Source organism: Lacinutrix undariae (assembly GCF_052934785.1).
Map to the genome: position 1 here is coordinate 1503000 of NZ_CM128809.1, position 12929 is coordinate 1515928.

The 12929-nt window shown below is 32.7% G+C and carries 14 protein-coding genes; 7 read left to right on the forward strand and 7 right to left on the reverse strand.

The window, feature by feature from the left end:
* Positions 1–42: 42 nt before the first annotated feature.
* On the forward strand, positions 43–432 hold the full coding sequence (locus tag ACU4C5_RS06665; RefSeq protein WP_446846287.1) for an HIT family protein: 390 nt from the start codon (positions 43–45) through the stop codon (positions 430–432).
* Here ACU4C5_RS06665 and ACU4C5_RS06670 read toward each other — a convergent pair.
* Positions 427–783, reverse strand: a complete 357-nt coding sequence (locus ACU4C5_RS06670; RefSeq protein WP_446846288.1) for a hypothetical protein — start codon at positions 781–783, stop codon at positions 427–429. The genes ACU4C5_RS06665 and ACU4C5_RS06670 overlap by 6 nt on opposite strands.
* 9 nt (positions 784–792) lie before the next feature.
* Positions 793–1947 carry a sensor histidine kinase gene (locus ACU4C5_RS06675; RefSeq protein ID WP_446846289.1) on the reverse strand — a complete coding sequence of 385 codons (1155 nt, stop codon included), beginning with the start codon at positions 1945–1947 and terminating at the stop codon, positions 793–795.
* A gap of 121 nt (positions 1948–2068) precedes the next feature.
* On the opposite strand from ACU4C5_RS06675, the gene ACU4C5_RS06680 reads away from it, so the two are divergent.
* From ACU4C5_RS06680 to aat, 3 genes are all read left to right on the forward strand, one after another.
* The gene (locus ACU4C5_RS06680) at positions 2069–2938 is read left to right on the forward strand and encodes a flavin reductase family protein (RefSeq protein ID WP_446846290.1); all 870 of its coding nucleotides are present in this window, start codon (positions 2069–2071) and stop codon (positions 2936–2938) included.
* A 37-nt stretch (positions 2939–2975) separates the two neighbouring features.
* Complete coding sequence (locus ACU4C5_RS06685) at positions 2976–3347, forward strand: DUF3127 domain-containing protein (RefSeq protein WP_446846291.1); 372 nt, start codon at positions 2976–2978, stop codon at positions 3345–3347.
* A gap of 90 nt (positions 3348–3437) precedes the next feature.
* Entirely contained in the window at positions 3438–4064 is a 627-nt protein-coding gene (gene aat / locus ACU4C5_RS06690) for a leucyl/phenylalanyl-tRNA--protein transferase (protein ID WP_446846292.1), read from the forward strand.
* Positions 4065–4067: 3 nt separating this feature from the next.
* On the opposite strand, the gene ACU4C5_RS06695 is transcribed toward aat, so the two are convergent.
* Positions 4068–4631, reverse strand: a complete 564-nt coding sequence (locus tag ACU4C5_RS06695; protein WP_446846293.1) for a DNA-3-methyladenine glycosylase I — start codon at positions 4629–4631, stop codon at positions 4068–4070.
* Positions 4632–4725: 94 nt separating this feature from the next.
* On the opposite strand from ACU4C5_RS06695, the gene ACU4C5_RS06700 reads away from it, so the two are divergent.
* Positions 4726–5346 carry a thioredoxin family protein gene (locus ACU4C5_RS06700; RefSeq protein WP_446846294.1) on the forward strand — a complete coding sequence of 207 codons (621 nt, stop codon included), beginning with the start codon at positions 4726–4728 and terminating at the stop codon, positions 5344–5346.
* Here ACU4C5_RS06700 and ACU4C5_RS06705 read toward each other — a convergent pair.
* The 4 genes from ACU4C5_RS06705 to ACU4C5_RS06720 form a co-directional block, all read right to left on the reverse strand.
* Positions 5343–6086, reverse strand: a complete 744-nt coding sequence (locus ACU4C5_RS06705; RefSeq protein ID WP_446846295.1) for a hypothetical protein — start codon at positions 6084–6086, stop codon at positions 5343–5345. The two genes, ACU4C5_RS06700 and ACU4C5_RS06705, sit on opposite strands and share 4 nt — an antisense overlap.
* A gap of 110 nt (positions 6087–6196) precedes the next feature.
* Positions 6197–6898 carry a tRNA pseudouridine(55) synthase TruB gene (gene truB, locus ACU4C5_RS06710; RefSeq protein WP_446846296.1) on the reverse strand — a complete coding sequence of 234 codons (702 nt, stop codon included), beginning with the start codon at positions 6896–6898 and terminating at the stop codon, positions 6197–6199.
* A gap of 1 nt (position 6899) precedes the next feature.
* Positions 6900–7694, reverse strand: coding sequence for an undecaprenyl-diphosphate phosphatase (locus ACU4C5_RS06715; RefSeq protein ID WP_446846297.1), 795 nt, complete (start codon positions 7692–7694; stop codon positions 6900–6902).
* Positions 7695–7748: 54 nt separating this feature from the next.
* Complete coding sequence (locus tag ACU4C5_RS06720) at positions 7749–8771, reverse strand: LacI family DNA-binding transcriptional regulator (protein ID WP_446846298.1); 1023 nt, start codon at positions 8769–8771, stop codon at positions 7749–7751.
* Positions 8772–8893: 122 nt separating this feature from the next.
* Between ACU4C5_RS06720 and ACU4C5_RS06725 the strand changes: the two genes are divergently transcribed.
* Both ACU4C5_RS06725 and ACU4C5_RS06730 read left to right on the forward strand, forming a co-directional pair.
* A complete protein-coding gene (locus ACU4C5_RS06725) occupies positions 8894–11488 on the forward strand; it encodes a TonB-dependent receptor (protein WP_446846299.1) in 2595 nt (864 codons plus the stop codon).
* Positions 11489–11577: 89 nt separating this feature from the next.
* The gene (locus ACU4C5_RS06730; RefSeq protein ID WP_446846300.1) at positions 11578–12894 is read left to right on the forward strand and encodes an MGH1-like glycoside hydrolase domain-containing protein; all 1317 of its coding nucleotides are present in this window, start codon (positions 11578–11580) and stop codon (positions 12892–12894) included.
* Positions 12895–12929 lie beyond the last annotated feature (35 nt).

The following is a 12929-nucleotide window of genomic DNA, read 5'->3' on the forward strand; positions in this document are numbered from 1 at the left end:
AATCTTTTTATATTTACAAGTATAACTTTTTAAACACATATCATGGCGTCAATTTTTACAAAAATAGTTAACGGGGAAATTCCATGTTATAAAGTCGCAGAAACTGAAGATTTTTTAGCTTTTTTAGATGTTAATCCTAACGCAAAAGGACATACACTTTGTATACCAAAAAAGGAGGTGAATAAAATTTTTGATTTAGATGCTAAAACTTATACGGCTCTAATGGAGTTTTCAAGAAAAGTAGCTATTGCTTTAGAGAAATCATTGCCTTGTAAACGTGTAGGAATGTCGGTTATTGGACTAGAAGTACCACATGTTCACGTACATTTAGTGCCGTTAAATACCATGGGAGATATTCAATTTATTGATAAAGTAACTTTAGATAAAGAAGAGTTTGAAGCTATTGCAACTAAAATTGCCTCTCACTTATAAAGCATTAAAAATTCCTAAGAAATACAGTACGATTGCAGTAATAATGAGTGCGCTAACACTTATTAAAATCCAAGACATCTGTTTTAGTTTTACAGATTTAGGTTTTGCAGGTGTTGCTTTTTTTTGATATTCAAATACACGCTCAATATCATCGGTCCATTGTACAGGAAAAATATCAGTTTTGCAGGTGTTACAAAAAATAGCATGAGCTGTTTCTTCTGTAATTGCTTTATAAAAACGGTTTTCTACAAACTTTTGTTTAAAAGTAAGTTGTAACCCTTCTTTGGAGTAGCATTCAGGGCAGTTGTTATTTAGGGCAACTTCTTTTAGTGTAAAAAACGATTCTTGCATTCGGCAAATTTACTCAATTATTTTTAATGAAATTTGCATTGTAGTTCCTTTTTCTACTTCAGAATTTAAAACTTTTATTTTCCCATTATGGTAATCTTCAACAATACGTTTGGCTAGAGATAAGCCTAAACCCCAACCGCGTTTTTTACTAGTATAACCGGGTTTAAAAATTTTAGTATGTAAATGATTTTGAAGCCCTTTTCCGTTATCGGTAACCATAATTTTCACATACTTATGATCGTCTACAATATTAAGGGTTAATTTCCCTTTTCCTTTCATAGCATCAATAGCATTTTTCACCAAATTCTCAATGGTCCAACTGTATAATTGCTTATTTAAATTAACGTAAAGAGGCGTATTTGGTGTTACAATTTCAAAATCAATAAGTTTTGATGAACGCGCTTTTAAGTAATCATAAGTTTCAAAAGTTTCGGCAATAATGTCGCATTTTTTTAAGGTAGGTATTGATCCTATTTTGCTAAATCTGTCGGTAATAGTAAGTAGACGATCAATATCTTTTTCAATCTCTTTTATATACTCGGGATTTACATCTTCGGAACGTAAAATTTCGGTCCAACCAATTAATGAAGATAAAGGCGTTCCAATTTGATGGGCCGTTTCTTTAGCCATTCCTGTCCATAATTTGTTTTGTTCAGCATTTTTTGTACTTCTATAAAAGAAATAAGCTACAGCAGCAAAAAGTAAAATGATAAGTAAAAGTGCTAAAGGGTAATATTTTAATTTGTTTAATAGTGGTGAATTTCCGTAGTATAAAGTAGATAAAACTTTTCCGTTTGAACGAATTTCTATAGGTTCGTTTTCACTTTTAAATTTTGTAATAAGCGAGCGTAAATAAGTAGTGTCTTTTGCTTTTTCTTCAGAAATATTATTGGCATTCATTCTGCCATTTGCACTCACATTTATCATGGGAGTTGTAGTGTTGCTTTTAAGAATTACCAGCGGAAGTTCTCCAATATTTATATCTAAATTAGACGATTTACTTAGTTCTTTTTGGGCAAAAGACCAATTTTGCATCTTGCTGCGTTCTTCATCTTTAAAATTCTGAAAAAAGATATATGTATTCCATAAAATTAAAGAAATAGTAAAAAATGAAACTAAAATAATAGTCCAACGTAATACGTTTTGATTTTTGGTAAATGTCATTATGAGAAATTAATTATATATATAATGTCAAACTGTTAATAATATTGTTTGGCGATAAGGCAAATCATTTTTATAACACTACTAATATAACTACATTTGCATAAAACAAAATTATTTTTAGATGGCATCTTTTAAACCCAAAGACATTTCAACGGCGCAACTACATGGTTATCTGCTAAGTGCGGTGGCACCAAGACCTATTGCATTTGCTAGTACTATTGATGAAGAAGGACATCCTAATTTGTCTCCATTTAGCTTTTTTAATGTGTTTAGTGCTAACCCGCCAATCCTTATTTTTTCACCGGCAAGACGTGTAAGAGATAATACAACTAAGCATACTTTAGAAAATGTTGAGCGCGTAAAAGAGGTGGTTATTAACGTTGTGAATTACGATTTGGTGCATCAAGCATCTTTAAGTAGTACAGAATATGCCGAAGGTGTAAACGAATTTGATAAAGCAGGTTTAACCATGTTGAAATCAGATTTGATAAAACCTTTTAGAGTTGCTGAGTCACCAGTACAATTTGAGTGTAAGGTGAATGAAATTGTAAAATTAGGAACAGAAGGAGGCGCAGGAAATTTAGTGATTTGTGAAGTTGTAAAATTACATATAGACGATAGTGTACTAGATGAAAATGGAGCGATTGATCAAATAAAACTAGATCTCGTAGCTAGAGCTGGTGGGAGTTATTATAACCGTGCTAAAGATAGTTTCTTTGAAATACCTAAGCCATTACAAACTCGTGGAATTGGTGTAGATGCAATGCCTGAATACATAAAAAACAGTATGATTTTTACTGGAAATGATTTAGGAATGTTAGGAAATGTTGAGGCATTACCAAATGAAGAAGAAATTGAGTTATTTTTAAATAAGATTAGTGAACGTTATCCAAATATAAAGGAGATGTCTCATAGAGAAAAACATACAATTGCACGTAATTACCTAAGTCTTGGTGATGTAAACAGTGCGTGGAAATTATTATTATTATAAAGTAAAGTAAAGTAAAGTAAAGTAAATTAAATAGGATATGGAAGTACAAGGAAAAATCAAAATGGTAGGAGAAACTCAAACTTTTGGAGGTAATGGGTTTAGAAAAAGAGAAGTTGTTGTAACAACAGAAGAGCAATATCCACAACATATAATGGTAGAGTTCGTGCAAGATAAAACAGATTTACTTAACAACTTTCAAGTAGGTCAACCTGTAAAAATCAGCATCAACTTAAGAGGTAGAGAATGGGTTAATCCACAAGGAGAAACTAAATATTTTAACTCAATCCAAGGATGGAGAATAGAAGCAGCTCAAGCAGAATCTGCAAGTATGCCTGCAACTCCTCCTGCTCAAGCATTTGAACCAGCTGGAAATTTAAATTCTGAGGATCATGATGATCTTCCTTTTTAAGCTATAAAAAAAGAAATTTTTTATATTAAAACCTCAATGTATCTTTACATTGGGGTTTTTTATTTCCCTTAATTTTTTAATATTAAACACATGATTTTACTTACAGACGATCTTAGCTTTCCTAACCATGAGTTAGCTTCTCCTGAAGGTGTTTTAGCTTTTGGTGGCGATTTGAGTGTGGAGCGTTTACTTTTAGCTTATAAGTGTGGTATATTCCCGTGGTTTGAAGCAGACGAGCCTATTTTATGGTGGAGTCCAGACCCTCGGTTTGTTTTATTTCCAGAGGAATTAAAAGTCTCTAAAAGCATGAAACAAGTGTTACGAAATTCCGATTTTGTAGTCACTGTAAATACTGCTTTTGCATATGTTATTGATGCGTGTTCAAAAATTAAGCGCGATGGTCAAGCAGGAACATGGATAACCAATACCATGAGAAATGCCTATATTGAATTGCATGAAATGGGCTACGCAACTTCTGTTGAGGTATGGCAAAATGAGACACTTGTTGGTGGTTTATATGGTGTAGATTTAGGGAATGGCGTTTTTTGTGGTGAAAGCATGTTTGCCAAAGTGAGTAACGCGAGTAAGGTTGGTTTTATCACATTTATTCAGAATACAAACTACAAACTTATAGATTGTCAAGTTTACACAAGTCATTTGGAGAGTTTAGGAGCGCAAGATATTCCTCGAGATGAATTTTTAAGCTATTTAAGTTAAACGTTACACTTCATCATATCTATAACAATCCATCTCATGATCGTTCACCATTCCAGTAGCTTGCATATGAGCATAAACCACGGTTGGGCCTACAAATTTAAATCCTCGTTTTTTTAAATCCTTACTTAATGCTTCGCTTATGGCTGTACTTGCTGGGGCATTTTTATAAACATCAACTTTATTTTTTATAGGTTTTCCACCCACAAAATCCCAAATGTATTTTGAGAACGTTCCAAATTCTTCCTGTATAAGCATAAATGCTTTTGCATTACTTATAGTGGCGTTTATTTTTAGTTTATTTCTAATAATACCGGCATCTTGTAATAAGCTATCAATTTTATCCTGATTGTAATTGGCTATGGTTTTATAGTCGAAAAAATCAAAGGCTTTACGGAAATTATCACGTTTACGTAAAATGGTAATCCAACTTAAACCTGCCTGAAAGGTTTCTAAAATTAAAAACTCAAAAATCGTAGCGTCATCATAAACAGGAATTCCCCATTCTTGATCGTGATAAGCTTCATAAAGGTTATCTCCTTTACACCATCCGCATCTGTGCTTTGTCATTTTGTAAGGTTTTTAAATTGATACTACTAATGTAACAACAGTTACCTAAATATATGCTGTTAAATAGTATTTTTGTTAGAAAGGAATTAAAATTATGAACACACTAGATCAAACACCCGTTTTAAATACAATTACTGAAAGCTTAAAAAAAAGCTATACATATCCTGAATACCGAACATTAGTAAGTGATTTGGTAGCTACAAATGGTGCAACAGGACCAGATCAATCTGAAGCTATGGCAAATTACACCATGCTTAATGATAAACGTATGAAACGTTGGGATAAAACAATAAAAATAACTGAAGACGCAAAACAAAAAATAGCAGATTTTAAAGGCGATTTTACTTGGGTTGTACTTACGGAAAGTTGGTGTGGTGATGCGGCTCATGTAGTTCCAGTAATACAAAAAGTAGCAGAACTTAATGAAAATATTGATTTAAAAATTGTACTGAGAGATGAAAATGAAGCACTCATGGATCAATTTTTAACTAATGGCGGAAAATCAATTCCTAAGTTAATAATGTTAAACAATACTACCGGAGAAGTTGTAGGAAGTTACGGTCCAAGACCAACTGAAGCAACAGCAATGGTTAACGATTATAAAGCCAAACATGGTGCGCTTACTCCAGAATTTAAGGAGGAGTTACAACATTGGTACAATAAAAATAAAGGACAAGCAGTAGTGAATGATATGCTTGCTGCGTTAAGTCTTTAAGATTTTCCCTTAAAATAGAATGTAATAGTACCTATTTGCGATTTTAGAGTTGCCGAGTCAAATATAACCGATTCGGCATATTCTAAAGCGTGTTGGGTTAAACATTGATTATCTGTAGAAGACGAAGTGTTAATATAAGTATCTGTAACCTTACCTGAAGTATTTACTGTGATATTTACCACAATTTTTCCACTGTCTTCGCATAAATAACGTGGCGTATTATATCTTATTAATTCGCGCCCTTTTAAAGAGTAAGTTAATGTACTTGCTGAATTTCCTTTCTCGTTTTTATCTTCTTCTTTGTCAGAGTGCATGGCTAAAATAGCTTTTGCTTTTTTATAGGCATTTAATTCTTTTTCAGAGATAGATTGTTCTTCGTAATTAGAAGTTAGCACGCTTTGTGAACTTGATGTAGTTTCACTTTCTGAAGCTGAAGTTTTTTGAGGTGTTTTGGTGTTATTTTTAAAATCGTTGTTACTTAATGATTTAAAGTTTTTCATTAATTTTTTAAACTCTTCATCTTCATTATAAGCTTTATTTGTTTTGGAAGACGCTTTTTCTAAAGCCTCCAAAGTTTCTAATAGCTTTTCTTCTTCGGGAGTAGGAGGCGTAATTTCAAAGTAACTTTCTGTAATTAATTCTGCCTTTTTTGTAATGTGAAAACTAAACATAGCCATAATTACAATCCCCGAAATTAGAGCTGTAATAAGTAATGCTTTGTATGTATCTGTAAATTTCAAAAATTAGTATTGCTTGTTATAATATATACGTTGTAATTTGATTGTTAGATTATAAAAAGCAATATCTGTTGTGTATAAAGGGATGAAAGTTTTTTTTTTGAGACTAAAACTTAGTCTTCTTTTGTAGCAAACTGATTGATAAATTCTTCTAGAGATACGCCGTCTGTAACTTTAAAATCACCAATTCTGGTACGTCTTAATGCTGAAAGATGCGCTCCAGAGTTTAGTGCTTTTCCAAAATCAAAGGCTAAAGATCTTATGTAAGTTCCTTTGCTACAAACTACTCTAAAATCTACATTATTACCATCAATTTTTGTAATTTCAAATTCGGCAATACTCACTTTACGAGAAGGGATATCTACTTTTTCTCCAGCTCTAGCAAACTCGTATAAACGTTTTCCTTCTTTTTTTAATGCTGAAAATACTGGTGGAAACTGATCTATTTCTCCAATAAACTGTTTTGTAGTTTCATGGATTAATGTGTCGGTAATATGAGCGGTTTCAAAAGTCGCATCAATTTCGGTTTCTAAATCATAAGAAGGGGTTGTGCTTCCTAAAACAAAAGTTCCGGTGTATTCTTTTATCTGTCCTTGAAAAGTGTCAATTTGCTTGGTCATTTTTCCTGTACAAATCACTAGTAATCCTGTAGCTAATGGATCTAATGTTCCGGCGTGACCGACTTTAATTTTTTTGATATTAAAGGCTTGACGAATTTCCCATCGTAATTTGTTTACGGCTTGAAAAGAGGTCCAATTTAACGGTTTGTCAATTAGTAATACTTGACCTGCTTGATAGTCTTCGGCTGTTTTCATATTAATTTAAAATAGAAAAAATGATAGCAATAAGTCCTACGATAGCGCAGTAAATTGCAAAATATGAGAGTTTACTTTTCTTTACTAAGGCGATCATCCAAGTACAGGCAAATAATCCTGCTACAAACGCAGCAATAAAACCAGCAGTTAGTGGTACAATGGTGTGGCTTTCAAAATTTAGATCACCACCTAAAACGTCTTTTGCAATTTTCCCAAATATTAATGGCACTACCATAAGAAATGAAAATCGTGCGGCTTTGGTTTTATCGTTACCTAATAATACCGATGTTGAGATTGTTGCTCCAGAGCGTGAAATTCCTGGGAGCATTGCAATGGCTTGCGAAATTCCTATTAAAAAGGCATTACTAAAACTTACTTTTTTATTGGTGTTTTTGGCTTTGTCTGCTAGAAATAATAAGGCGGCAGTTATTAAAAGCATAAAACCGACTAACATAATGTTTCCACCAAATAGGCTTTCAAGTTGTTCTTCAAAAAATAAACCAACCACAACAGCTGGTAACATTGAGAGTATAATTTTTGATGCAAATTGAAGGTCTTCATTCCATTTAAATTGGAAGATGCCTTTAAGAAGGCTAAAAATATCTTTACGGAAAATAACAATCGTACTTAATGCAGTAGCAAAATGCAATACCACTGTAAACATTAAACTTTCTTCAGGTACAGATTGATCTCCAAGAATAGCTTTACCAAGTTCCAAATGTCCACTAGATGATACCGGAAGGAATTCTGTAAGTCCTTGAATGATACCTAATATGATTGCGTTTATAATATCCATGTGGCAAATGTATCAAAATAGAATAATCAATACCTGAAAAACTTGTAATTTTTACTAAGCTTTAAAGGTAGATTCTCTAATAATGAGGTTTGTTTTAATTTCAATAGTTTTATTGATAAAGTTTTCGGTGGGAGTATCTATTTCATTAACTAGATATCTTACGGCTGTTGCTCCAATAAGTTCTCCTGGTTGGTCTACGGTGGTTAAATGAGGTTCTATTATTGTGGAGTTAATTGAATTACTAAATCCTATAACGGCGATATCTTCGGGGATTTTTATATTAAATTTTTTTAATGTTTTAATAACACCAATCGCTGCACTATCGGTAATTGCAAAAATAGCGTCGGGGCGTTTTTTCATACTTAACAATAAGCTGGTCATGCGACGTCCTTGTTTCATTGAAATATCACTACAACTCAAAACAATTTTATCATCGAACTCAATATTATATTCCTTTAAAGCTCTAAGATAACCTGTATATCGCTTTTCGGAATTATAGGAATGTTCAGATTCTTTAATAATCGCGATCCGTTTTTTACCAGTATTAATTAAATGTTCAATAGCGTGAAAAGAAGCTTCTTCTTCGTTAATAACTACTTGGGTACATGGTATTTTACTAGATACTTTATCAAACAATACTAACGGTAATGTATTTTTCATTTGAATAATACTTTCAATATTTTGTGTTTTTTTGGAGAGTGACATTAGTATACCATCCACTCCAAACTGCACCATTGTTCTTAACATTTCGGTTTGTTTTACGGTATCGTTATCTGATTCCGAAATAATGATCCGATAGCCTTTTAAAGAGGCTTCTGCCAAGATACCTTTTAATATTGTAGAGGTAAAGTAGTGTGCAATGTTTGGTACAATTACACCTAATATGTTTGTTTTGTGGCTTCTAAATCCTTTTGCAAAAATGTTAGGAACATAATTAAGTTCGTCTGCAAGTCGTTGTACTTTTTCTTTTGTAGCTTCACTAATATCTGGGTGATCATTTAAAGCTCTTGATACCGTTGAAATAGAAAGTTTTAGTTGACGCGCCAACTCTTTTAATGTTGTAATTTTTCTCTTCACAATAGAAATTTTAAATAACAAACGTTACCGCAAACGTTTGCGTTGATATTTTGATAGTTTTTTAACCTGAAATTAACAAAACGGTAATAGATTTATCAAAAATATAACAAAATAACAATCTAATGAAGAAAATACTACTATTGTTCACATGCTTACTTAGTGTAGCTACTCTTTTTTCGCAAACGGAAATTAACGGAACCGTTTTAGATGGCTCCGGAGTCCCAATACCAGGAGCGAATGTACTTATTAAGAACACTGCAACAGGAACCACAACAGATTTTGATGGTAAATTTAATTTTACAGTAAGTTTAGACGGCGCGCAAACCGTACAAGTGTCTTACTTAGGTTACGAAACATTTGAGAAATTAGTGACTTTAACAGGAAGTGTAATAACGTTAACTGTGACGCTTCAAGAAGGAGGTAATACTTTAGATGAAGTACTTTTAACAGGAACTTCTACACGACGTTCTCAAAAAGAAACACCAATGTCTATTACATCAATTGGAGCAAAAAAATTAGCAACAATTAATACGAGTAGTCAAGCAGATGTTTTAAGAAGTGTACCAGGAATTACTGCCGAAGGTGGAGGTGGTGAAGTAGCATCAAATATTTTTGTTAGAGGTTTACCTTCTGGAGGTCAATACCAATTTAATCCATTACAAATAGATGGAATGCCAGTATTAGGAACTTTTGGTTTAAACTCATCTGCGCATGATGTTTATTTTAGAAATGATATTGGAATGAAAAGTTTAGAGTTTGTAAGAGGAGGATCATCTATTCTTTACGGAGTAGGATCGGTTGCCGGAATTATTAACTACAACAGTGTTACTGGTGGTAGTCAACAAAAAACAACATTAAAAACTGAAGTTGCTTCAAACTCAAGATACAAAGCGGATTTTGTTACTAGTGGACCATTAGGAGGAGAGGATTCAAATACATTTTATGCTTTATCAGGATTTTATCGTTATGATGATGGTCCAATAAAAACAGGTTTAGCTACAGAAGGATTTCAATTAAGAGGAAATATTAAACAATTAACTGATAAAGGATCAATTACCTTTTCAGGACAATGGATTGATGATAGCGTACAGTTTTATTTACCTTACCCATTAGAAGGTGGTTCTAGATCTAGACCAAAAGGAAATGACGGTGAAACTATTTACACATTACAAACGGCTGCAGCATCTGATATTTCTTACGCAACACCAGATGGTATTTACAACTCACCAATTGAAGATGGTGTTGTAACTAAAGGAGGGTATTTTTTAACCAACTTTAAACACCGTTTTAATGACGAACTTAAAGTAGATGCTAAATTAAGATACTCAAAATACAAGCATGAATTTAACTTATTCTTAGATGGAAGTGGAGTTACAGGAGCAAAAGCTGTTGAAACGCAACAAGAATATTTAGATGCTAGAGGTTTAGCAAGTGGAAACTTTACATATCTAAATGGGCAACCATTAGCAAATGATGCTTTATTATATGAAAACAGAATATTAGATCGTAGTAGACCTTTACAGGAAATTATGGCCGATATTAAATTCACAAAAACTGCAGGAAACCACAACATTACTTTAGGAACTTTTATGTCGCGCTCTAGTGCAGGAGATTTTAATGTAACCACGACTTATTTAGGTGAGTATAATGATCAACCAGAATTAATTAACGTATCTGGATACTCAGTAAATGGAGTTACTAATAGAGGGACAGGATATACAAACAGAAATATTACAAGTAATAAAATTGCACTTTTTATTGCTGATGAAATAAAATTAGACCGTTGGAACTTTGATTTTGGTGTACGTTACGAACGTGCTTCGGGAGATATTGAAGTTGAAGGAACAGAAGTTTATAATGTAGATAATACAGGAATTACAAATTTAGATAACGTAGTTTGGGGTAATGGAAGTTACAACAGAGGTCACGTTTCTGCAGATGATTTTGCAGTAGTTGTAGCAGGACTTTATAAAGTAAACGATAACTTAAGTGTTTATGGTAACTTCTCTAGAGGGTATTTCTTTCCAGAGTTAAGAGGAACACAATTTGATGCTTTAGGTAATCCATCATCTTACGATACAGAAAAAATATTACAAGGAGAATTAGGTGTTAAATATGCAAAAGATAAATTTTCTGGAACCGCAGCATTATACAGTGTAAACTTAAATGACAGACGTTCGATATCATTTGTAAATGCACCAGGAGGAGGATTTACCGAAGAAGTAGATACTCAAGATACAAGTACTTTTGGATTTGAAGGAACTTGGAACTGGAACTTTGTAAAAAACTTAAACTTTGGAGGTTCTTTAACTTACCAAGTACATGAAATTACTAAATCGTCTGCAGATCCAACTATTGAAGGCAACGAATTAAGAAGACAACCAAACTTTATTTCTACATGGTCTTTAGATTATGCTAACGAAAAGTACGATGCAAGTTTTGTATATAATTATACAGGAGATAAATTTTCAAACGATGCTAATACTATTGAGTTAGACGCTATAGGAATGGCAAGTTTAAACCTTGGTTATACTTTTGAGTTAAGCGAAGGCGGAGAAACTTTAAGATTAGGAGCGCAAGCCTTTAACTTATTTAATTCTGATGGTGTAACAGAAGGTTCACCAAGATTAGGAAACAATCAAACTGAAGAAGAATATTTTGTAGGACGTCCAGTTTTACCAACAAGAGTATTCTTAAATGCAACATTTAACTTCTAAAGTTAATTACAATACAATTTTAAGTTAGTTTTAATTAAGATGCATCATTATTTATAAACGATAATGATGTGTCTTTTATTTATTTTTAAATGAACAAAGAAAAATTACAAGCAGAAGCTCAACAGATACTGAATACTAATTTTAAACCTGAAGGAAAATATACAATTCCTTGCGAAAATTTATACCCGTTCCAATGGTTTTGGGATGCAGGTTTTATAGCTATTGGTTTTGCGCATTATGATATGAGTAAAGCTGAAGCTGAAATTGAAACATTATTAAAAGCACAATGGAGTAACGGATTTATACCGCATATTGTATTTCATGTAGAAAGCGATAGTTATTTTCCAGGACCAGATTTTCATCGTGCAGATTTACACCCAGAATCTTCACCAGAATACAAATCAACAGGAATGACACAACCACCAGTAACCGGTTTTGTGTTAGAAGAAATGTACCGCATAAGTAAAGATAAAAAAGCAAGCTTAAAATTTATTGAATCTCAAATAGATAAGGTTTACAATAACCACGCTTACTTTTACAATCATAGAGATCCTCAAAATGAAGGATTAGTATATATTTACCATAACTGGGAATCTGGGACAGATAATTCACCAATTTGGGATGATATATGGAAAAATGTAGACTCACCAGAATATACTTTTGAGCGTCGCGATACTACACATGTAGATGCTTCTCAACGTCCAACTCATAGAGAATACGAACATTATTTACACGTTATTGATGTTGCAAAAGCACATAATTATGACGATGCTAAAATTGCTGAGTTTTCGCCATTTTTAGTTCAAGACCCGTTGTTTAATTCGGTTTTAATAAAATCTAACCAAAGTTTAATTGCATTATATAAACTTATAGGAAACAGCGATGATAAGATTAAGCAACTAGAATTATGGCAAGAAAAAGCCATTTCAGCAGTAAACACAAAATTATATGATGCTGAGGTTGGTGGTTATATTCATTACGATTTAAGAAATGAAAAACCATTAAGACACTTATCTTCATCTTCATTTACACCATTATTTGCTAATATCCCAAGTAAGGAACGTGCTAATGATATGAAAGCAGTTTTAATGGATAAATTTGGAAATGACGATATGTATCTTTGTGCTTCTTTTGATCCAACAAGTGAACGTTTCAATCCAAAAAAATATTGGAGAGGTCCCGTTTGGATTAACTTAAACTGGATGCTTTATAAAGGCGCTAAAGATTATGGATATGATACTGTTGCCAAACGCTTAAAAAACGATACGCTTGAGATTATTGAAAACAATGGTTTTTATGAGTACTTTGATCCAAGAAAATCAGCACATAAAGAAGGTCATGCAGGTTACGGTGGAAAAAATTTCTCATGGTCTGCAGCACTTCTTTTAGATTTAATAAATGAATAATTACGATTAGCATACACACATAATAGCAATTAAAA

Coding starts and splice junctions, on each gene's coding strand:
- ACU4C5_RS06665 (WP_446846287.1), top strand. CDS start 43: ATGGCGTCAATTTTTACAAAAATAGTTAACGGGGAAATTCCATGTTAT.
- ACU4C5_RS06670 (WP_446846288.1), bottom strand. CDS start 783: ATGCAAGAATCGTTTTTTACACTAAAAGAAGTTGCCCTAAATAACAAC.
- ACU4C5_RS06675 (WP_446846289.1), bottom strand. CDS start 1,947: ATGACATTTACCAAAAATCAAAACGTATTACGTTGGACTATTATTTTA.
- ACU4C5_RS06680 (WP_446846290.1), top strand. CDS start 2,069: ATGGCATCTTTTAAACCCAAAGACATTTCAACGGCGCAACTACATGGT.
- ACU4C5_RS06685 (WP_446846291.1), top strand. CDS start 2,976: ATGGAAGTACAAGGAAAAATCAAAATGGTAGGAGAAACTCAAACTTTT.
- aat (WP_446846292.1), top strand. CDS start 3,438: ATGATTTTACTTACAGACGATCTTAGCTTTCCTAACCATGAGTTAGCT.
- ACU4C5_RS06695 (WP_446846293.1), bottom strand. CDS start 4,631: ATGACAAAGCACAGATGCGGATGGTGTAAAGGAGATAACCTTTATGAA.
- ACU4C5_RS06700 (WP_446846294.1), top strand. CDS start 4,726: ATGAACACACTAGATCAAACACCCGTTTTAAATACAATTACTGAAAGC.
- truB (WP_446846296.1), bottom strand. CDS start 6,898: ATGAAAACAGCCGAAGACTATCAAGCAGGTCAAGTATTACTAATTGAC.
- ACU4C5_RS06715 (WP_446846297.1), bottom strand. CDS start 7,694: ATGGATATTATAAACGCAATCATATTAGGTATCATTCAAGGACTTACA.
- ACU4C5_RS06725 (WP_446846299.1), top strand. CDS start 8,894: ATGAAGAAAATACTACTATTGTTCACATGCTTACTTAGTGTAGCTACT.
- ACU4C5_RS06730 (WP_446846300.1), top strand. CDS start 11,578: ATGAACAAAGAAAAATTACAAGCAGAAGCTCAACAGATACTGAATACT.